The organism is Mycolicibacterium sphagni (assembly GCF_002250655.1).
Lineage (GTDB): Bacteria > Actinomycetota > Actinomycetes > Mycobacteriales > Mycobacteriaceae > Mycobacterium > Mycobacterium sphagni.
The window spans coordinates 1-19,532 of the sequence record NZ_NOZR01000011.1 but is presented as its reverse complement, the minus strand read 5'-3'; the positions used below and the strand labels follow the sequence as shown (position 1 = coordinate 19,532).

The 19,532-nt window shown below is 66.6% G+C and carries 19 protein-coding genes; 10 read left to right on the top strand and 9 right to left on the bottom strand.

Annotated elements, in window-relative coordinates; genetic code table 11:
* The first annotated feature begins 599 nt into the window (after positions 1–599).
* The 3 genes from CG716_RS14515 to CG716_RS14505 are packed head-to-tail and all read left to right on the top strand — an operon-like array spanning position 600 to position 5,349.
* Positions 600–1,352 (top strand): hypothetical protein, encoded by a 753-nt coding sequence (locus tag CG716_RS14515; protein ID WP_094480723.1) that lies wholly within the window; start codon positions 600–602, stop codon positions 1,350–1,352.
* A complete protein-coding gene (locus CG716_RS14510) occupies positions 1,349–3,490 on the top strand; it encodes an Rv1355c family protein (protein ID WP_094480721.1) in 2,142 nt (713 codons plus the stop codon). The genes CG716_RS14515 and CG716_RS14510 overlap by 4 nt, the downstream gene beginning before the upstream one ends.
* On the top strand, positions 3,490–5,349 hold the full coding sequence (locus CG716_RS14505; protein ID WP_094480719.1) for a putative bifunctional diguanylate cyclase/phosphodiesterase: 1,860 nt from the start codon (positions 3,490–3,492) through the stop codon (positions 5,347–5,349). Before CG716_RS14510 ends, CG716_RS14505 begins: the two co-directional genes overlap by 1 nt.
* Before the next feature lies 1 nt (position 5,350).
* Here the strand turns inward: CG716_RS14505 and CG716_RS14500 are convergent, their stop codons facing one another.
* The 4 genes from CG716_RS14500 to ttfA are packed head-to-tail and all read right to left on the bottom strand — an operon-like array spanning position 5,351 to position 8,247.
* Positions 5,351–6,121: a hypothetical protein gene (locus CG716_RS14500; protein ID WP_094480717.1), complete on the bottom strand. Its 771-nt coding sequence runs from the start codon at positions 6,119–6,121 to the stop codon at positions 5,351–5,353.
* A gap of 11 nt (positions 6,122–6,132) precedes the next feature.
* Positions 6,133–6,693 carry an orotate phosphoribosyltransferase gene (gene pyrE, locus CG716_RS14495; protein ID WP_094480715.1) on the bottom strand — a complete coding sequence of 187 codons (561 nt, stop codon included), beginning with the start codon at positions 6,691–6,693 and terminating at the stop codon, positions 6,133–6,135.
* Complete coding sequence (locus tag CG716_RS14490; RefSeq protein WP_094480713.1) at positions 6,680–7,456, bottom strand: SDR family NAD(P)-dependent oxidoreductase; 777 nt, start codon at positions 7,454–7,456, stop codon at positions 6,680–6,682. The genes pyrE and CG716_RS14490 overlap by 14 nt, the downstream gene beginning before the upstream one ends.
* Positions 7,457–7,473: 17 nt before the next feature.
* Complete coding sequence (gene ttfA / locus CG716_RS14485; RefSeq protein WP_094480711.1) at positions 7,474–8,247, bottom strand: trehalose monomycolate transport factor TtfA; 774 nt, start codon at positions 8,245–8,247, stop codon at positions 7,474–7,476.
* 77 nt (positions 8,248–8,324) lie between these two features.
* On the opposite strand from ttfA, the gene CG716_RS14480 reads away from it, so the two are divergent.
* Positions 8,325–9,140 carry an enoyl-CoA hydratase/isomerase family protein gene (locus tag CG716_RS14480; RefSeq protein WP_094480709.1) on the top strand — a complete coding sequence of 272 codons (816 nt, stop codon included), beginning with the start codon at positions 8,325–8,327 and terminating at the stop codon, positions 9,138–9,140.
* Here the strand turns inward: CG716_RS14480 and CG716_RS14475 are convergent.
* Both CG716_RS14475 and CG716_RS14470 read right to left on the bottom strand, forming a co-directional pair.
* On the bottom strand, positions 9,137–10,498 hold the full coding sequence (locus tag CG716_RS14475; protein WP_094480707.1) for an alpha/beta hydrolase domain-containing protein: 1,362 nt from the start codon (positions 10,496–10,498) through the stop codon (positions 9,137–9,139). The genes CG716_RS14480 and CG716_RS14475 overlap by 4 nt on opposite strands.
* The gene (locus tag CG716_RS14470) at positions 10,498–11,715 is read right to left on the bottom strand and encodes an FAD-dependent monooxygenase (protein ID WP_094480705.1); all 1,218 of its coding nucleotides are present in this window, start codon (positions 11,713–11,715) and stop codon (positions 10,498–10,500) included. The genes CG716_RS14475 and CG716_RS14470 overlap by 1 nt, the downstream gene beginning before the upstream one ends.
* A gap of 80 nt (positions 11,716–11,795) precedes the next feature.
* Between CG716_RS14470 and CG716_RS14465 the strand changes: the two genes are divergently transcribed.
* Positions 11,796–12,350 carry a TetR/AcrR family transcriptional regulator gene (locus CG716_RS14465; protein WP_094480703.1) on the top strand — a complete coding sequence of 185 codons (555 nt, stop codon included), beginning with the start codon at positions 11,796–11,798 and terminating at the stop codon, positions 12,348–12,350.
* A gap of 112 nt (positions 12,351–12,462) precedes the next feature.
* Here the strand turns inward: CG716_RS14465 and clpB are convergent, their stop codons facing one another.
* A complete protein-coding gene (gene clpB / locus CG716_RS14460; RefSeq protein WP_094480701.1) occupies positions 12,463–15,009 on the bottom strand; it encodes an ATP-dependent chaperone ClpB in 2,547 nt (848 codons plus the stop codon).
* 151 nt (positions 15,010–15,160) lie between these two features.
* Here clpB and CG716_RS14455 point away from each other — a divergent pair, with 151 nt between their 5' ends.
* A complete protein-coding gene (locus CG716_RS14455) occupies positions 15,161–15,463 on the top strand; it encodes a hypothetical protein (RefSeq protein WP_094480699.1) in 303 nt (100 codons plus the stop codon).
* A 29-nt stretch (positions 15,464–15,492) separates the two neighbouring features.
* Here the strand turns inward: CG716_RS14455 and CG716_RS14450 are convergent, their stop codons facing one another.
* Positions 15,493–15,900 carry a hypothetical protein gene (locus CG716_RS14450; RefSeq protein ID WP_094480697.1) on the bottom strand — a complete coding sequence of 136 codons (408 nt, stop codon included), beginning with the start codon at positions 15,898–15,900 and terminating at the stop codon, positions 15,493–15,495.
* A gap of 61 nt (positions 15,901–15,961) precedes the next feature.
* On the opposite strand from CG716_RS14450, the gene CG716_RS14445 reads away from it, so the two are divergent.
* From CG716_RS14445 to CG716_RS14430, 4 genes are all read left to right on the top strand, one after another.
* Positions 15,962–16,630, top strand: coding sequence for a GAP family protein (locus tag CG716_RS14445; protein ID WP_094480695.1), 669 nt, complete (start codon positions 15,962–15,964; stop codon positions 16,628–16,630).
* 23 nt (positions 16,631–16,653) lie between these two features.
* On the top strand, positions 16,654–17,826 hold the full coding sequence (locus CG716_RS14440; protein ID WP_094480693.1) for an FAD-binding oxidoreductase: 1,173 nt from the start codon (positions 16,654–16,656) through the stop codon (positions 17,824–17,826).
* Between the two features lie 70 nt (positions 17,827–17,896).
* Complete coding sequence (locus CG716_RS14435; RefSeq protein ID WP_094480691.1) at positions 17,897–18,157, top strand: hypothetical protein; 261 nt, start codon at positions 17,897–17,899, stop codon at positions 18,155–18,157.
* A gap of 20 nt (positions 18,158–18,177) precedes the next feature.
* A complete protein-coding gene (locus CG716_RS14430) occupies positions 18,178–19,080 on the top strand; it encodes an aldose 1-epimerase (RefSeq protein ID WP_094480689.1) in 903 nt (300 codons plus the stop codon).
* 55 nt (positions 19,081–19,135) lie between these two features.
* On the opposite strand, the gene CG716_RS14425 is transcribed toward CG716_RS14430, so the two are convergent.
* Positions 19,136–19,507, bottom strand: a complete 372-nt coding sequence (locus CG716_RS14425) for a heat shock protein transcriptional repressor HspR (protein WP_094480976.1) — start codon at positions 19,505–19,507, stop codon at positions 19,136–19,138.
* Positions 19,508–19,532: the final 25 nt, after the last annotated feature.

Genomic DNA, 19,532 nt, shown 5'->3' with positions numbered 1-19,532 from the left:
GACAAAATCGCCGCTCCACCGGAAATCAGCAACCGAGATATTCCAGCCCAGCAGGGCCGGCGACGCGCCGATCCGAGCCTGACCAGCGGAGCAGCTATGTTTGCTGGGACGGTTCGAGCAGCCAGCGGCGCAGATCAAGCTGAGGGCCGCCGGAACGGCCGCGGCCCGGTGAGCAAATTTCCGTCCTCGCGAGGTGCCGCCCAGGGACCGCGGCACCGGTGCGATACAAGTCACCTGCGGCCCTTTCTGACCCCTAAGTCACACTCCGGACGCACTAGCCAGCTTCCGACACCCCGGTAATAACGATTCGGTCTCCGACGATGACGAGTGTAGGGTCTCCCGCTCGGCCAGCTGTGACGCCGCCCTTGACCTGGAATGTTGTGCGCACAGATGTTCACGGAGCTGCTCGCAAAAGTCGGTGTTTAGCACCGATTTCGTCGGCTACCCCCTGGTAACCAGGGGTTTTCTAGCTAACGGCTGGAGTCTTGGTGCCTTTGGGCGAGATACTGATATTTGCAAGTTCGAATAAATAGCGCCCGCGCAACCTCGGCATCTGCTGCGGAACCCCTACCCGCAGGCCGCCCGAAAGATGGGAAACGATGAACGCATCAGTGCTGGACTTTCCTGATCAGAAGATCTACAGCCTCCCCGAGACCATTAGCTGGCGCGATGAAGACACGGGTTGCACGATCGTTCTGGCTCAACCCGACAGCGAACCTGAGCTATGGGAAGACTACCTCCAAGGCGCGGTAAAGAGCTACGAAAAGCACGGGGTCGGCGCGGCACTGGATATCGAGTCGTTCAGCGACGGTCGCGACACCACGCTGTTCTACACCGCCCTCGACGACAACGGCCGGATGCTGGGTGGCCTCCGCGCCAAGGGTCCTTACCTGGCCGCTGACGAATCGCATGCGATCGTCGAGTGGGAAGGCCAGCCCGGGCAGGACACCGTTCGCAAGATGATCACCGACCGCCTGCCCTTCGGCGTGGTGGAGATGAAGTCCGCCTGGGTCAGTGACGACCCCGCTCGCAGCGGTGCGCTGACCCGAACATTCGCCCGCACCGCGTTCCCGACCATGGAACTTCTGGGTGCCCAGTTCATCTTGGCGACCGCTGCCGCGCACGTCCTCGACCGGTGGAGCACCTCCGGCGGTGTGGTGGTCACCAAGATCCCGGCCGCGGCCTACCCAAGCGATCGCTACCGCACCAAGATGATGTGGTGGGATAGGCGCACCTTCGCCAACCACGCCGAGCCTGGCCAGTTGGCCAAGATCGTCAAGGAGATGCGCATGCTGGCCACGATTTCGGCAGAATTCAGCAACTTCGGTATGCAGTACGGGAGTGTCATGTGAGTTTCGACGTCTCCGCCGATACCGGCGCGGACGCGTACAACGCGCGAGTCCTACTCAGCGACGATTCTCGAGACGACCCGATACTGGCCTGGCTGCGCGCCGACCCGCGCACCGAGTTCGTCGACCACACCCAGGAGTTCGGCACTGCGCTGCGCGCCCTTCGACCCGCTGTGGAATCCGATCTGCTCGACGAGCCGATGCGCTGGGCGCACTACCCGTGGCGGCACGCGGTGGTTGCGGTGCCCGGCCCGCGCGCGTTTCACCGCCTGCGGCTGGACCGTAACCGCAACATGATCACGATCGATGAGCAGCAGCGGCTGGCCGGGTTGAAGGTCGGCGTTGTCGGTCTGTCGGTGGGCCACGCGATCGCTCACACACTGGCCGCCGAGGGCCTGTGCGGTGAACTGCGCCTGGCCGATTTCGACACCTTGGAGTTGTCCAACCTCAACCGGGTGCCCGCGACGGTGTTCGACATCGGGGTCAACAAGGCCATCGTGGCGGCCCGGCGCATCGCCGAAGTCGACCCGTACCTGACGGTGCGGGTGCTGACCGACGGCCTGACCATGGACACCATGGGCACGTTCCTCGACGGGCTCGACGTCGTGGTCGAGGAATGCGACTCCCTCGACATCAAAGCAGCGGTGCGCGAGGCCGCGCGGGCGCGGCACATCCCGGTACTGATGGCCAGCAGTGACCGCGGCCTCATCGACGTGGAACGCTACGACCTCGAGCCGGACCGCCCCATCCTGCACGGTCTGCTCGGCGATATCGGTGTCGCGGAGCTGGCTGGCCTGAGCAGCACCGATAAGGTGCCGCACGTGCTCCGCATCATCGACGCGGGCCGGCTGTCCGACCGCGGCGCCGCCTCGCTGGTCGAGGTCGGCCGCACGTTGTCAACCTGGCCACAGGTGGCCGGGGATATCGCCGTCGGCGCGGCCACCGTGGCCGAAGCGGTGCGCAGGATCGGCCTGGGCGAGCGCCTGCCGTCCGGCCGGGTACGCATCGACGTATCCCGCGCACTCGACAGCGTGCAAGAGCCCGCGCTACCACGACCGCCGGCCCCGCCGGACCCAGCCGAGCCGGCTCCGCAGGCGGACGGCGCGCCCACAGATGCCGTGGCGGCCGCCGCGCGGCGGGCTCCCTCCGGGGGAAACATGCAGCCTTGGAACATCGTGTCGCACAATGATTCGGTGACCGTCGAGCTGGATCCGCAGTACACCTCGACGATGGACGTCGGTTACCGGGCCAGCGCCGTAGCGATCGGGGCGGCCACGTACAACGCCCGGGTGGCCGCCTCCGCACTCGGCGTGCTCGGTCCAGTCGTCATCACTGAGGACGACGGGCCCACCTCGCTAAGGGCGGTCGTCGCCCTCAAGCCTGGGCGCGACGATGATCTGGCGGCGTTGTATCAGCCGATGCTGGACCGGGAAACCAACCGCCACCGCGGAACCGCCGAGCCGCTGGCCGCTGCGGACATTGCCGATCTGCACGCAGCGGCGGCAGCCGAGGGCGGTGCCCTGAGGCTTCTGACCGTCCGCACCGACATGGATCGCGCCGCGGCGATTCTGGCGGCCACCGACCGCATCCGCTACCTGCAACCGAGGCTGCACGCCGAGATGATCTCAGAGGTGCGTTGGCCCGGCGAAGACGACTCTGACGGACTGGACCTCCGCAGCCTCGAACTCGCCGCCGCCGATCTGGCCACCCTGGATATTCTGCGCCGCGGCGATGTGATGGCCCGCCTCGCACAGTGGCAGGCCGGCAAGGCGCTTGGCCAGGACGTCACCGATCGGGTGCTGTCCAGCTCAGCGCTGGGCGTGGTGACCGTTGCTGGGCGCACGCTGACCGACTACGCACGTGCCGGTGCTGCCGTCGAAGCGGTGTGGGTCGCCGCCCAGCGGCTCGGCCTGGGCGTCCAGCCCGTGTCGCCGGTCTTCCTGTACGCCCACGACGATCACGACCTCGACGAGCTCGCCACCGAGCACGTCGAAGAGCTGCGCGATTTGCAGCAACAGTTCCGCGCGCTCACCGGGACCGGCCCGGGCGACGCGCAGGCACTGGTGCTTAGGTTCAGTCACGCGCCGAGTACGTCGGTACGCAGTAAGCGCCGCACAGCCGCTGGGAGGGCACTCGGGTAATGGCGCTCGACAACCTCGTCACGAGCGTGGCCACCAAGCTGATGGCGGCCACTTCTGCCACTTCGGCGCAGGTGAGCCAGGACGTGCTCGCGGATCTGGTGGCGTCCTTCGGTGTCGATTTCAGTTTCCTGCGTTACAACGATCACGCGATCCGGGCGACCAAGCTGATCGCGGAATGGCCGCCTCGGCCCGATGTGCCGGATCCCGATCCGTTGGGCGTGGTGTATTTCGCTGACGCCGATCCGATCTTCGCGGCCGCCGAGACCGCCAAGGAACCGGTGTTCTTCTCGCCCGAACCGGTGCCCGACGACTCCGACGACTCCGACGACTACCAGCGCCGTGTCCAAGAGGCCAGCGGTGTCGCCCTGCCGTCGTTGGCATCGGTGCCGCTGCTGTCTGGCGACATCACCACCGGGGCGTTGGGATTCATCAAGATCGGCATCAAGGACTGGTCAGCCGAGGAGCTCAACGCGCTGCTGGCTATCGCCTCGTTGTTCGCGCAGGTACAGGCTCGGGTCGTCGCCGAGGACCAGCTGCGCTATCTCGCCGAGCACGACGACCTCACGGGACTGCACAACCGCCGGGCGCTGCTCGCACACCTCGACGAACGGCTGACGGCGGGGTCCCCCGGACCGGTCTCGGCGCTGTTCCTCGACCTCGACCGGCTCAAGGCGATCAATGATTACCTGGGTCATCACGCCGGCGACTGGTTCATCCAAGCCTTCGCAGAACGGCTGAGCGAGGAGACCGGCGAAGGCGATTTGATCGCCCGCCTCGGTGGTGACGAGTTCGTGGTCGTCCCTGCCGGGCCGACGGACGCCGACGCCGCGCTGGCGCTGGCCCACCGGCTGCAGGCGGTGCTACGCGACCGGGTAACGATCGGTGGTGAGATGCTTACCCGGACCGTCAGTGCCGGTGTCGCACTGGGGGTTCCGGGCCGGGACACCACGTCGGATCTGCTGCGGCGTGCCGACCAGGCGGTGCTCAACGCCAAGAACGCCGGCGGCAACAAGATCGCGGTGTTCACCGACGAGATGTCTCTGAAGAGCGAATTCCGCAACGACATCGAGCTACATCTGCAGAACGTGATCGACGCCGGAACATTGATTCTGCATTACTTGCCCGAGGTCGACATGCGCACCGGGGAAATCCTGGCAACTGAGGCGCTGGTGCGCTGGCAGCACCCGACTCGTGGCTTGCTGCTACCGGATTCGTTCATCAACGTCGCCGAATCGATCAATCTCGCAGGCGAATTGGGGCGCTGGGTGATGCGCGCCGCCTGCTCAGAATTCAGCGGCTGGCAGGCCCGCGGCATCGCCAAGGACGCGATTATCCGGATCAACGTCTCGCCGGTGCAGCTGGTCACTGACGGATTCGTCGAGTCGGTTGCCGACACGATCGCCGAGTTCAAGCTGGACGCAAAATCGGTGTGCCTGGAGATCACCGAAAGCGTTGTGGTGCAGGACATCGAGACCACGCGTATCACCTTGGCCGGCCTCAAGGATGTCGGCGTGCAGGTCGCCATCGACGACTTCGGCACCGGCTACAGCGTGCTGACACATCTGAAATCGCTTCCGGTGGACACCCTCAAGATCGACAAGGGTTTTGTATTCGATCTCGGAACCAACCCGGAGGACCTGGCGATCGTCCGAGCGATCATCGCGCTCGCCGAGGCGTTCAACCTCGAGTTGGTCGCCGAAGGTGTCGAGTCGCCGACCGCGGCGTTGACCCTGCTCCAGCACGGTTGCCACCGCGCTCAGGGCTTCCTGTTGTCTCGCCCGATCCCCGGTCCGGCGATGGCCGATCTGTTCACCAAAAAGGTCATCCCCGTGGACTTTTCGTCGGCCAAGCGAATCTGATTCAGCCGTATAGTAGTTCGACCCGGCCGAATCGGCTGGCAGTCCGGCTGGTCACCACCACCCGCGCGGGGCCGGCCGGCAAATCGGCTTGGACCGGCCAGTCCGCGGGGTCGGGCATCGGTCCGATCGACAGCGCGACGCCCACATTCGCGCGCACCAGTTGCGCGCCCTCAGGGGTGGCCAGCTCCGCACCGGCAACTCGCCCACCCTCGAAGATCAACCGCTGCAACGCCGTACCAGCGTGTTCGTGGAAGCCGCGCTCGCGGGCCTGCTCGCGCAACCAGTCGGCCAGTTCAACACCGGGCCGGTCCCCGGCGGGCCGGTATTCGCCGAGCACCGCCGCCTGGATCGACTCGCCGGCCTTGGTGCGCATGGCCGTCATGGTCTCGGGGATCTGGCTGTAGATGACACCGAACGGGGAGACGACGCAGCGCGCTGACCAGTCCCGCAGCCGCGACCCGTAGAACGGTTCGATCGAGGCTTTCCGATCCTTGGTCACGGTCACCGGCTCGGCGTAAACAGTTGCCACCGTCAGGTTCCGCGCGGTCCCCGGATCCAGGTCGTCGGTCATCGACTGCAAGTATGCCGCGGTATCGGGATCCGAAGTCTGCGAGGACAATTCCATATCGGCCAAGTCCACGACAAGGTCGAGGTCGGCGCAGCGGATTGCGTGGGCCAGCACGCCGGCACCCGCGCCGGCACAGATCACGTCGACGACGTCGTCCCACGGCAGCTCCGAAGCCTCGATGGCCTCCTCGTCGATGCTCACCACACCCCGAAGCGTCAGGTCGCCGGTAGGCCGAGGTCAGCCAGACCCAGCACACTGCGGTAGGGCACTCCCTCGGCCTCGATCGCCTCGGCCGCCCCGGTCGCGCGGTCCACCACCGTCGCAACCCCGACGACCGTCGCACCTGCCTCACGAACCGCACGCACGGCCGTCAGCGCAGAACCTCCGGTGGTGCTGGTGTCCTCGACCACCAGCACCCGCTTGCCGGTAACCTCGGCACCTTCGATAAGGCGTTGCATCCCATGGCTTTTCAACGCCTTCCGCACGACGAAGGCATCGATCGGCCGGCCGGGCGCGTGCATGATCGCGCCGGCCACCGGATCGGCGCCCATGGTCAGGCCGCCGACGGCCGCATAGTCCCAGTCCGCGGTGAGCTCGCGCATCAGCCGCCCGATCAGCGGGGCGGCCTGGTGATGCAGGGTGGCGCGGCGCAGGTCGACGTAGTAGTCGGCCTCCTTGCCGGAAGACAGGGTGACGCGACCGAACACCACCGACAGCTGGCGGACCAGCTCGGCGAGTTCGGCACGTCCGGTGGCATCGAGCTCAGGTGCGCCCACGGCTTCGTCCCATCGTATTGTTGACCGCACGGACCAGCCCGCGCGGAACCAGCCGGCCGACAGTGGTCAGCACCTTGTACTGCAGGCTGGGAATGCTGATGACCTTGCCCTTGCTGACATCGGCGAGGCTCTCTGCGACCACGTCATCGACGTTGAGCCACATGATGTTCGGGATCGACGTCATGTCGATGCCGGCACGCTCGTGGAATTCGGTATGGACGAATCCCGGGCAGACGGCGTGGATACTCACCCCGGTGCCGGCCAGACCGTTGGCCAGTCCCTCGGTGAACGACACCACCCACGCCTTCGATGCCGAATAGGTCGATCCACGACCCGACAGCAGCCCGGCCACGCTGGCGATGTTGATCACCGTCCCCGATCCTGCGGCCATCATCGACGGCAGGGCCGCGCGGGTGAGCTGCATGACCGCGGTGACGTTGACGTCGAGCTGGGCCTGCAGCGAAGCGAGGTCGGCGGTCCAGAACTCACCGGAGGTGCCGAACCCGGCATTGTTGACCAACACCTGCACCCCGGCGGTCAGCCGGTCGGCCACCGTGGCCCGGTCTGCGGCCTCGGTCAGATCGGCCGGCAGTACCTCGACATCCACGCCGTTGGCAGCCCTCAGCTCGGTGGCGAGGTCGTCGAGTCTTTCCACATTCCGTGCCACCAGCACCAGGTCGAAGCCGTCGCGCGCGTAGCGGCGGGCGTAGCCTGCGCCCAAGCCGGCGGTGGGGCCGGTGATCAGAGCGACGGGACGGGGCACCCCGAGACCCTATCGGCTCAGCGCTGGTAGTTGGGAGTCTGTGTGCCGTTTCGCGGCTGCTGCGGGCGCAGCGGCGGCGGAACCTCCGTGCGTCCCGGCGGCAGTTCGCGACGGCCGGCGGGCGCCAGGGGACGACCCGGGGAGGCGTTGCGCCGCCCAGCGGACTGGGTCAGCGCCGGCTGCTGAATCGGCGGCAGCACTCGCAGCAGGTCGTTGAACTGCCGCACAGTACGCAGGCCCTCGTCCCACTGCGCCCGGGTCGAGGAGATCGGCATGGACACCAGCGTCCAGTTCTGTTCGTTCCACATGATTTCGGCGCAGTCCGGCGCGGTGTGGGCGAACGTCACCATCCGGCGATCACATGCCCGGCGGGCGGCGTCGAGGTTGGTCGAGTAGACCATCCGCGGACCGATGGCGCCCAGCAGCCAGATGTCGCTCTCCCGCGGCTCGGCGATGCCCTTGAGCCGCAGATCCATCACCACGTTGGTGCCGACCTTGCGGTGCAGGGCGATCACGGTGGCCACATCCTCGAGGTCGAAGATGTACACCGCCTCGCCGCGGATCTGACCGAGCACCACGTTGCGGGCGGTGACATCGCCAACGGTGGACATCACGCCGCGCTTCCAGCGGTCGATGATGTCCGTGGACTCGGGCTCGAAGTCGAACCCGTGCGACCGCGCCCAGGACTTACGGCGGCGGCCCAAACCACGTCGACGGCCGACGTCGACGTACAACAGCACCGCCGCACCCACGAAGCAGAGCGCGGACAGCGTGAACCAGAACGGAACCATTACACGTAGCGTATCTGCTCAGCGGCCTGAAGCGAGAACCCCAGCAGGTCACAAGCACATCACATAGCCTCCGGGCCATGGCTTACGACGATTACCGGCTGATTCGGATCACCGTCGATCACGGTATCTGCCGTGCGACGCTCGACAATCCGCCGATCAATCTGCTGGATGTACCGCTGCTCACCGAGATCGGCCGGCTCGTGAGGGAGATCGCGGCCGACGAACAGGTACGGGTGCTCGTCGTCGATTCCGCGGACCCGGAGATCTTCATCGCCCATGCCGATGTGGGCCTGATCCTCGACTTGCCGGCCGACGACCTGGGCCTGCATGAGGAGCTGTCCCTGTTCCACGCGACGACGGAGCTGGTCGCAACCCTGCCGAAGCCCACGATCGCGGTCATCGAGGGCGTCTGCCGGGGCGGGGGCTGCGAGTTCGCGATGGCGTTCGATATGCGCTACGCGGCGCTGGGCGCAACCGTCCTAGGGCATCCCGAGGTCGCGGTGGGCATCATCCCCGGGGGTGGAGGCACTCAGCGGCTGCCCCGGCTGATCAGCCGGGGACGGACGCTGGAGACGATTCTCGGTGGCATGGACGTCGATGCCGCGACGGCCGAGGCGTGGGGATATGTCGACCGGGCGTTGCCGCCCGAGCGGCTGCGGCGGTTTGTCGACCGGCTGGCCAAGCGCATCGCGTCGCACTCACCGATGGCGATCGCGGCAGCCAAACGCGCGGTGGACATCGCATTGGATCCCGGCGTGGATATGACGACCGGTTTGCGCATCGAGGACCAGCTGTTTCGGGAGACCTTGGCCCAACCGGTCGCCCGTCAGCTGCTCCAGGCGGTCATCGACTCCGGGGCGCAGACCCGGGAGTTCGAGCTGGGCAACCGCTAATCGGCAGTCGGGAAGGTGGCCGCCGCGAGTTCGAGGATTTCGGCGCGGTCGGCGGCCAGCACGAAGCCGGCGGCAATCGCCTGGTCCAGCGCGGTGGTGAACCGCTGCAGATAGTCAGCCTGCCCGCCGGGATACAGCGTGGCCAGGGCCGCGGCGTCGAAAGGCTCGCCTGAGCCGAAGATCGCCAGCAGCACGTTCTCGTCGGCGCTGGCCCCCGATGTCTGGGCCGTCGGGACGTCCACCCACGGCGTGCGGACGCCGCCGGTGGCCAGACCGTTGGCGTCGACGACTATCGCCGGCGGGTCAGCGTCGGTCGTGTCGATGCCTGGCGCGCTGGGTGCGGGCCGCCCGGTGCGCACCCAGTCGTGCAGCCCGGCGATAGCGGCTTGCAGCACGTAGTGATGCTGGGGCGCGAAGTTGATGAAGTGCGGCAGCTGCTGGCCCATCAGGTCATTGGTGGGCGCATAGGCCGCCACGATCTGATCGAGCGGCGCGGCTCCGTTGTCGATGAAACCGACTTTGATCGTGTAGTTGTCGGCGTGTGCCGAGCCGGGAATCTCCCACACGCGTAAGTGTTCGGTGTCGGGTCGGCGGGCATGGACGTAGCCGAGCAGGCGCGCGCCGAGCACGTCGGTCTCGGTGATCACGGTGAGCACCGGCACCCGCAGGTCATCGCGGAACGGCACCGCCACGGTGTGGAACGCACCTGTTTCGTCGAGCAGTGACGTCCCGTCCAGCGGTGCGGCCGACCCGAACCGGGAGTGGATCAGGAACCCGTCGTAGACCGCGGCGGCCGGGTCGACGTCGTTGACGTAGGTGGTCAGGAAGGTCGCCGATTGCGATTCGCCCGCGGCCAGCACGAATTCCGGGGTGAGTCCGTCGATCACCCCGTCGCGCACGGCGCGGCCGACCTGGGTGAAGATGTCGAACGCGAAGTTGTCGCCGGGATGATTCAGTTCTGAATACCGTTGTGGATTCTGATCTTTCAGGGACATGCCGCCGGCCAGGCTGGGGCCGCCTTCAACCCCGACGCGCTGGGCGGAGACGACCACGTAGGCGTAACCGGCCCGGGCGATCTCCCGGTGAGCCATGAACCAGACAGCAGGAGCGTCGATACCGCCGCTGACATTGAGCCATTCGACGATGGCCGTTCCGTTCCACGCCGCCTCGTCAATCGGTCGCAGGACGACGATCCGGGTGGTGTACTCGGCGGTCGCCTCCGGCGCGTACGACGTGGCGGTGCCCGCGACGAAGTACTCGTCGGCGCGATAGTCCAGGGTCGCCAGGTCGTAGGCCCCGAGTAGCAGGTTCGGCTGTCCCGCAACAGCGGTGATAACGGGTTCGGTGGTCGGCACCATCAATCAATAGCAGAGGCGCCGACCGGGTAGTCGGGATATCGCATGGCGTCGTACAACCGAATGCCCTTGTTGTTGAGCCGGGCGATGGCCCTGGTCAATCCGGCAGGTAGCGCCGAGAGTGTGCGGCCGGTGGCGACCAGCGCCCAGACTCCCAGCTCAGATCGAGGTACCAGGGTTTTGGCCACCGTGCGGGCGAACGCGCGGCTGTGCCGCACCGGGTCCGCCATCACCCGCTCGTAGGCGGCGAAGGCCGCGATGTGGTCGCCGCCGGCCCGTTGGAGTTCACCGGCCAGCACGTAGGCGCCCAGCACTGCCAGGCTGGTACTGCCTCCGACCGCGGGCCCTGGGCAGTAGCCCGCGTCGCCGACAAGGGTGACCCGCCCGCGTGACCAGCTGGTCAGCTCCAGTTGGGTGATCGAGTCGAAATAGAACGTGCCCGGGCCGTCGAGTTCGGCCAGCCAGCTGTCGACGACCGGATTCAGCCCAGTGAACGCGGCTCGCAGCAGCTGCCGTTGCCTGGCATCGTCACGATGGTGGTAGTCCAGCGGTTCCTCGGGGCGGAACAGGAACACCGCGCGGGCGTCGTCGAGATGATCGGCCGTGTAGGTCATCGCCCACCGGCGGGCATCCACGAAGTTCGTCGATTCACCATCGCGGGCAAAGCTTTTCGGCACCGACAGGACGGCCAGGTAGCCGCCGAGGAAGCGGCTGTGCCCGGCGTCGGGGCCGAACACCAGTTGCCGGACTCCCGAATGCAGGCCGTCGGCGCCGACGATCACGTCGTACTGGCGCGAACTGGTCCGCGCGAATTCCACCGTGCCGTCGTCAGATATCGCGGTGATCTGGTCGTCGAAGAGGTACTCGATATGGTCGCGGCCGGCGTCGTAGTAGATCTGACTGAGATCGTCGCGCATGATCTCGACGTGCCGGTCCGACATGATCGAAGCCAGTTTTACGTAATCGACGTCCACCGGCCGCCGCCCACCGGTGCGCTGCAGTATCAGCCGGGTGGTGCCGGTGGCGCGACTCTGGACCCGGTCGATCACCCCCATCTGCTCGGAGATGTTCATCGCCGGGCGGAACAGATCGACGGCATGACCACCCGTTTTGCGCAGTGCGGGAGCCCGTTCGACGACCGTGACATCAAACCCGCGCCGGGTTAGCCAATAGGCCAGCACGGGTCCGGCGATGCTGGCGCCCGAGACGAGAACACGCACGGAGAGCCTCCCACTTACTTAACGATCGGTAAGCATACCGCTCGGAGCTTACCTACCGATCGGTCAGCTAGGGTGGCTACGTGAGCAGGCCCGCATCCGATACTCGTCAACGGATTCAGGATGTCGCCCGCGAACTGTTCAGCCAGAAGGGCGTCCAGCGCACCAGCCTGCAGGACATCGCCGACCAGCTCGGCATCACCAAACCCGCGCTCTACTACCACTTCAAGTCCCGCGAGGACCTCGTCCGCAGCATCCTGCAGCCGCTCATCGACGAAGGTGAGCGCTTCGTGGCCGAACAGGAAGATCGCCGCGCCACCGATCCGGCGACCGCGCGCGAACTGCTCGAAGGCTACTTCGACTTCCACTACCGCCACCGCGCCGACCTGGTGCTCGTGGTCACCGAACTGACCACCCTCGCCGATCTGGGGCTGATCGACAAACTCCTCGCTTGGCGGGAACGGTTGTGCAGGTTGGTGTTCGGGCCGCGCCCGACGCTCGAACAGTCAACCCGAGGCGTTATCGCATTCGGCGGACTGCAGGACGTCTGCCTGCAGTTCCCCGACAGCCCCCGTCGGCGGTTGCGGGAGGCGACGGTCGCCGGTGCGCTCGCCGCGATGGGCCTGCCCGACGACTGAACGCAAAAGGCCCCCGCACGAATTGTGCGGGGGCCCTTGCGTTCCGGATCAGAACGGCCTGACGGTCTTCGCGCAAGCGCTCATCCCAGCCTGACGGTCTTCGCGCAAGCGCTCATCCCAGGATCAGCGATTCGCCGTCCGGGGAGACATTCACCGGCACCACGTCACCGTCGTGCACTTCACCGGCCAGCAGCAGCTTGGCCAGCTGGTCGCCGATAGCGTGCTGCACCAGCCGCCGCAGCGGCCGCGCGCCGTAAACGGGATCGAAGCCGCGGTCGGCAAGCCATTTCTTGGCGGGCAGCGACACTTCGAGGGCGAGCCGGCGCTGGGCAAGCCGCTTCTGCAGCTGCGCCAACTGGATGTCAACGATCTGCACAAGTTCCGACGGGTCGAGGCCGTCGAAGATCAGCACATCGTCGAGCCGGTTGATGAACTCGGGTTTGAACGCCGCACGAACCGCCGCCATCACCTGCTCCTCGGTTCCGCCCGAACCCAGGTTCGAGGTCAGGATGAGGATGGTGTTGCGGAAGTCGACCGTGCGGCCCTGGCCGTCGGTCAGCCGGCCCTCGTCGAGGACCTGCAACAGCACGTCGAACACATCGGGGTGAGCCTTCTCCACCTCGTCGAACAGCACCACCGTGTAGGGCCGGCGACGTACCGCTTCGGTGAGCTGACCCCCTTGGTCGTACCCGATGTAGCCCGGAGGCGCGCCCACAAGGCGGGCCACCGAATGCTTCTCACCGTACTCGCTCATATCGATGCGCGTCATCGCGCGCTCGTCGTCGAACAGGAAGTCCGCCAATGCTTTTGCCAGCTCGGTCTTACCAACACCGGTGGGGCCGAGGAACAGGAACGATCCGGTCGGCCGGTTGGGGTCGGCAACTCCGGCACGCGAACGGCGCACCGCATCGGAGACGGCGGCGACGGCCTTCCTCTGGCCGACGACGCGGCGGCCCAGCTCCTCCTCCATGCGCAGCAGCTTGGCGGTCTCGCCTTCCATCAGCCGGCCGGCGGGGATGCCGGTCCATGCCGCCACCACGTCGGCGACGTCATCGGGTCCGACTTCCTCCTTGAGCATGACGTTCTCGCGCGCCTCAGCCACCGGCAGCGCCGCGTCGAGTTTCTTCTCGACCTCGGGGATGCGGCCGTAACGCAGCTCGGCAGCCTTGGCCAGATCACCGTCACGCTCGGCCCGGTCGGCTTCACCGCGCAGCGTTTCCAGCTGCTCCTTGAAGTCGCGGACGATATCGATGGCATTCTTCTCGTTCTGCCATCTCGTGGTGAGCTCCGCGAGCTTCTCCTTGTGATCGGCGAGTTCAGAGCGCAGCTTCTCGAGGCGCTCCTTGGAGGCCTCGTCCGCTTCCTTGGACAGCGCCATCTCCTCGATCTCCAGGCGGCGCACGACACGCTCGACCTCGTCGATTTCGACTGGGCGCGAGTCGATTTCCATGCGCAGCCGCGCCGCGGCCTCGTCGACCAGGTCGATAGCCTTGTCAGGCAGGAACCGGCTGGTGATGTAACGGTCGCTCAGCGTCGCTGCGGCCACCAGTGCGGAGTCGGTGATGCGCACACCGTGGTGCACCTCGTAGCGATCCTTGAGGCCACGCAGGATGCCGACGGTGTCCTCCACCGAGGGCTCGCCGACGAGGACCTGCTGGAAGCGACGCTCCAGGGCAGCATCCTTTTCGATGTACTTGCGGTACTCGTCGAGGGTGGTTGCGCCGACCAGCCGCAGCTCGCCCCGGGCCAGCATCGGCTTGATCATGTTGCCGGCATCCATCGCGCCTTCACCGGTGGCGCCGGCGCCGACGATGGTGTGCAGCTCGTCGATGAACGTGATGACCTGTCCGGCCGAGTTCTTGATGTCGTCGAGGACGGCCTTGAGCCGCTCCTCGAACTCACCGCGGTACTTGGCACCGGCGACCATCGACCCGAGATCCAGTGAGATGACGGTCTTGTTGCGCAGGCTCTCCGGTACGTCGCCGGCCACGATCCGCTGGGCCAGGCCCTCGACGATCGCGGTCTTGCCGACGCCGGGCTCACCGATGAGCACGGGGTTGTTCTTGGTACGTCGGCTCAGCACCTGGATGACGCGACGAATCTCCGTGTCGCGCCCGATGACCGGGTCGAGCTCGCCCTCGCGGGCACGCGCGGTCAAGTCGGTGGAGTACTTCTCCAGCGCCTGATAACTGGCCTCGGGATCCGGGCTGGTCACCCGGGCGCTTCCGCGGACCTTCACGAATGCGTCGCGCAACGCCTGCGGCGATGCGCCGTGGCCGGTGAGCAGCTTCGCCGTGTCGGAGTCACCGGTGGCCAAGCCGACCATCAGGTGCTCGGTGGAGACGTATTCGTCGTCCATCTCGGTGGCCAGCTGCTGCGCGGCGGTGATCGCCGCCAGCGACTCACGCGAGAGCTGGGGCTGCGAGGTCGCACCACTGCTCGTCGGCAGTCGGTCGACCAGCCGTTGCGCTTCGGTGCGGATCGTGGCCGGATCGACACCGACAGCCTCGAGCAACGGCGCAGCGATACCATCGGCCTGCGTGAGCAGGGCCAACAGCAGGTGGGCAGGCCTGATCTCCGGATTGCCTGCGGCACTGGCCGCCTGCAACGCAGCGGTCAGCGCCGCCTGAGTCTTGGTTGTCGGGTTGAAAGAATCCACGACACCTCCGTTTCGTCTAGAAAAACTTGTCGAGGTTTACAACGCCGTCAATGTTGAGTCTGTTCCGCTCAAGTTTAGAAGATCCCCCCCAATTTTTGATAGAGCCTTCCGGCACCTGTTTTGGTGAATAATTCGAACGTATGATCGATCAGTGGGTGAGCTGACGTCAATCGGCTACAACGGTCAGCCGCTGCAGCCGCCGCTGCGACCGGTATCCCCACCGCTGCCGGTACTGGTCGACCTCACCGTCCTGTTTCCGCGCGAGCCGCATCGGACCGGCCGCTACCACCCGCAGGGCCTGCAGATGCACAAGGTCGTCAAGGGCACGCTGTCCTGCTGGGGGCTGTGCGAGCAGGGCGACTGGTGGGGGCTGGTCACCTACGAGATCACCTATGGCCCCAAGCGCAAAGCCGTGACGCACTGGGTGCCGGCCTGGACGCTCAAGCGCATCTAGATGGTGACCACAGTCGCGCTACGCGTGGCCTAGGTATGCCCGGCATTCGGTGCCGACGTCGTGGCGTACGGGTTGGTCAAGGTGACCGTCGTGGCGGGAGTGGAGGAATCCGTCTCCGAGGGGACCGTCAGTTCGCCGGCCGTCTCGCTCGGGGACGGCGGGGGCACCGAGGTCGGGTTCAGATCGGTGGTCGAGATCGCCCGCGATGTCGTCGCCGTGGTACTCGTGGTCGTGCGGGTGGTGGTCGTGGTGGTCTCAGTGGCCGGGGCGTACGTCACCGGGCCCTCGGGTCGATGTGAGCTGTCCGAGGTGTCGATGACGGCATACACCAGCATGGCCAACAGCGCTATCGCTGCAACCCCGGAGACGTAGACCAGGGTGTGCTGTTGGCCGTCGCGGCCGTCGTCACCCATTTCTTCGTCGGCATCCTTGCCCACGGGCAGAGATAGTACGGTCAGCCGAGGCCGCACGTTGTCCGACTATCGCCGGGAGGCACCTGTGACGAGCAGTCTGGGCTCGGAACTTCCCGAGCTGATCCCCCTGGCGCTCGTCATCACGCTCTCCCCGTTGACGATCATTCCGGGCATCCTCATGCTGCACACGCCCGCGCCGCGATCCACCAGCGTGGCGTTCCTGCTGGGCTGGGTGCTGGGAATCGGCGGCCTCACGGCGGGCTTTGTTCTGGTGTCCAACGCACTCGGCGGACTCAACAAACAGCCGACCTGGGCGCCCTACGTCCGCATAGTGATCGGCGCGGCGCTCGTCGTGTTCGGGCTGTATCGGTGGTTCACCCGCAAACGCTCGGAGCACACCCCGGGCTGGCTGACGAAGATGACCACCATCGGCCCCCCGCGTGCCTTCGTCACCGCGATAGTCCTGGTGGTCGTCAACCCCAAGGTCCTGTTCATGTGTGCCGCAGCAGGTTTGGCAATCGGTTCGGCAGGTCTGGGCACCACCGGAGCCTGGACGGCCGACGTGGTGTTCACCGCCGTCGCCGCGTCATCGGTGGCACTACCGGTCCTGGCCTATCTGGTAGCCGGCGAGAAACTGGACGAGCCGCTGACCAAGCTGAAGGACTGGATGGAGGCGCAGCACGCGACGCTGGTGGCCGCGATCCTCTTCCTCATCGGTCTGATGGTGCTGTACAAGGGCATTCACGGCCTGTAGACGACCCGCCTAAAATCGCGGCCGTGGGCCTGGAGGATCGTGACGCGCTTCGGGTGCTGCAGGCTGCCTTTGAAAACTCCGGGGATCCGCAGGCCGACTCCGACGAACTACTCCGCCGGTTCTATACCCGTTGGTTCGCTCTGGACACGTCGGTGCGTGACCTCTTCCCGCCGGAGCTGGCCCCCCAGCGCACGGCGTTCGGCCAGGCCATGCACTGGGTGTTCGGCGAATTCGTGGCCCAGCGGGCCGAGGCCCCGGTGGCATTCCTCGCCCAGCTCGGCCGCGATCACCGCAAATACGGTGTGACCCAACAGCAATACGACGACATGCGGCAAGCGTGGTACTCGACGTTGCGCAGCCACCTGATCGACAGCTGGACCGACGCGGTCGACGACGCGGCCATCCAGTCGATCAACCTGATCACCGGCATCATGGCCGGCGCGGCCGACGCCGAGGAGGGCCCGGCCTGGTGGGACGGCACCGTCGTCGAACACCACCGGGTCTCGCGCGACATCGCCGTCGTCCGCCTCCGCCTGGACCGGCCGATGCCCTACCACCCGGGGCAGTACGTCAACGTCCAGATCCCGCAGTGGCCTCGTCGGTGGCGGTTCCTGTCCCCGGCCATGCCCTCGGATCCGGACGGCTTCATCGAGTTCCATGTCCGCGCGGTGTCCGGAGGCATGCTCAGCAATTCGGTGGTAGCCGAGACCCGGCCCGGCGACCGGTGGCGGCTGGCCAGTCCGCACGGTGCGATGGAAGTGGACCGCGGCGGCGGGGACGTGCTGATGGTGGCGGGCAGCACCGGGCTGGCGCCGCTGCGCGCACTGATCATGGACCTGTGCCGATTCGGCGAGAACCCCCGCGTCCACTTGTTCTTCGGCGCCCGATACCCGTGCGAGCTGTACGACCTGCGCACCCTGTGGGAGATCGCCTCCTCGAGCCCGTGGCTGTCCGTGTCGCCGGTGTCGGAGTACGCCGGCGACCCGCCGTGGGCGGCCGACTATCCCGATGTTCAGCCACCTCGCGGACTGCACGTGCGCCAGACCGGACGACTGCCCGACGTGGTCACCCAGTACGGCGCCTGGGGCGATCGCCAGATTCTGATCTGTGGCGGGCCCGCCATGGTGCGCGCCACGTATGCCGCGCTGGTGGCCAAGGGCGCCCCGCCCGAGCGAATCCAGCACGATCCCCTCTGACATTTCCCCCTTCCCATCGGTCACGCCAGGGAGGACGATATCTGCGAGGGGGTTGCAGTGAGGGGTTGAGGTGACGCACGCCGGTCCGGTCGAACTCGACACCATCGCTTGGGAATTCCTGTGCTCGCCCTATACCGGTAGCACCTATCCCTATACCGGTAGCACCTATGGGGACTGGTCGCTGGAACGGCGGCTCGACACCTACCTTCGCCATCAGGACCGTGAGGACATCCTCAACAGCGGCGCGGCCTACGCCACCCTGCTGGACCGGGTCCTGGCCAACCTGCAGCGGGCCCGTCGCGACGGCGTCCTGTCCCCACCGCACCTGTAGCGCACCGCTACACTCCGACCGTGGCCGAGCTGCCGTCCGTTGTTCTGCGCGATCCGTCCTCACCCTTGACTGCGACGTACCTGCCGTCGGCGGGCATGCTGTGCACCTCACTGTCCGACGACGGCGTCGAACTGCTGGGCCAGCGCCGCGGGCTGCAGGCCTACCTGTCCGACGCCAAGACGATGGGCATCCCCATCCTGTATCCGTGGGCTAATCGATTGAGTGCCAACGGGTATGACGTCGACGGCGGGGCGGTGACCCTGACGCCCGGGGTTGGCGGCGTTCGCACCGACGGGAACGGCCTGCCGATGCACGGTGTGCTCGCCGCCTACCCTGGATGGCTGGTCACCGAGCAGTCCGAGAGCCGGCTGACGGCCGACCTGGACTTCGGGAGCCAGCCGCGCCTGTTGGCCAGCTTCCCGTTCCCCCACGTGCTCACCCTCGACATCACGCTGGCCGACCGGGCGCTCACGGTGGAAACGACGGTCACACCGACGACAGCCGCACCGGTACCGCTGTGTTACGGCTTTCACCCCTACCTGACCATTCCCGGGGTAAGCCGGTCGGAGTGGACGCTGCAGACTCCCCCGCTTCGGCATCTGCCGGTCGACGACCGCGGCATCCCGACCGGCGACGTCGAAGAGTGGCCGGCCTTCTCGGATACCTTGGGCGACAGATCTTTTGATGATGGCTTTGACCAGGTGCCCGACGGTGGGGTGTTCACACTGACGGGCGGTGACCGCCGCATCGAGATGGTCTTCGACCACGGATTCCCCGCGGCGCAGATCTTCGCCCCCGCCAACGACGACCTCGTCGCCATCGAGCCGATGGCCGCGCCGACCAACGCGCTGCGCACGGGTGTCTACTGCACGGCAGCGCCGGGCCGGCCCGCCGTCTCGGGGTTCACTATCCGTCTCAAGTAACTGTGCCCGAACCGACGAACGGGCGCGAAAGTGCGCCGTTAACTCGCAAGCTCGTTCACCGGCGCGGCTTCCAGACCACCAGCGCCGTGCTCTTCGGTACCACCGCGAGATCACGACGTTGGTTGGCGCGCAACGACTCCAGCTCGTCCACCATCTCCTCGATGCGGGACTGAAGCGCCTCGACCTGATTGGTCAGTTCAATGATCCGCTTGATCCCAGCCAGGTTGACACCTTCGTCCTGGGACAGCCGCTGCACCTCACGCAACAGCTCCACGTCACGTTCCGAATACCGCCGTCCGCCACCGGAACTGCGCCTCGGGCTGACCAGACCGAGCCGGTCGTAGGTGCGCAGGGTCTGCGCATGCATACCGGCCAGCTCGGCGGCCACCGAGATCAAAAATGTGCGGGCCTCTTCTGAAGCAGACATCAGCGGTTTCGACCCACGGGCGGGA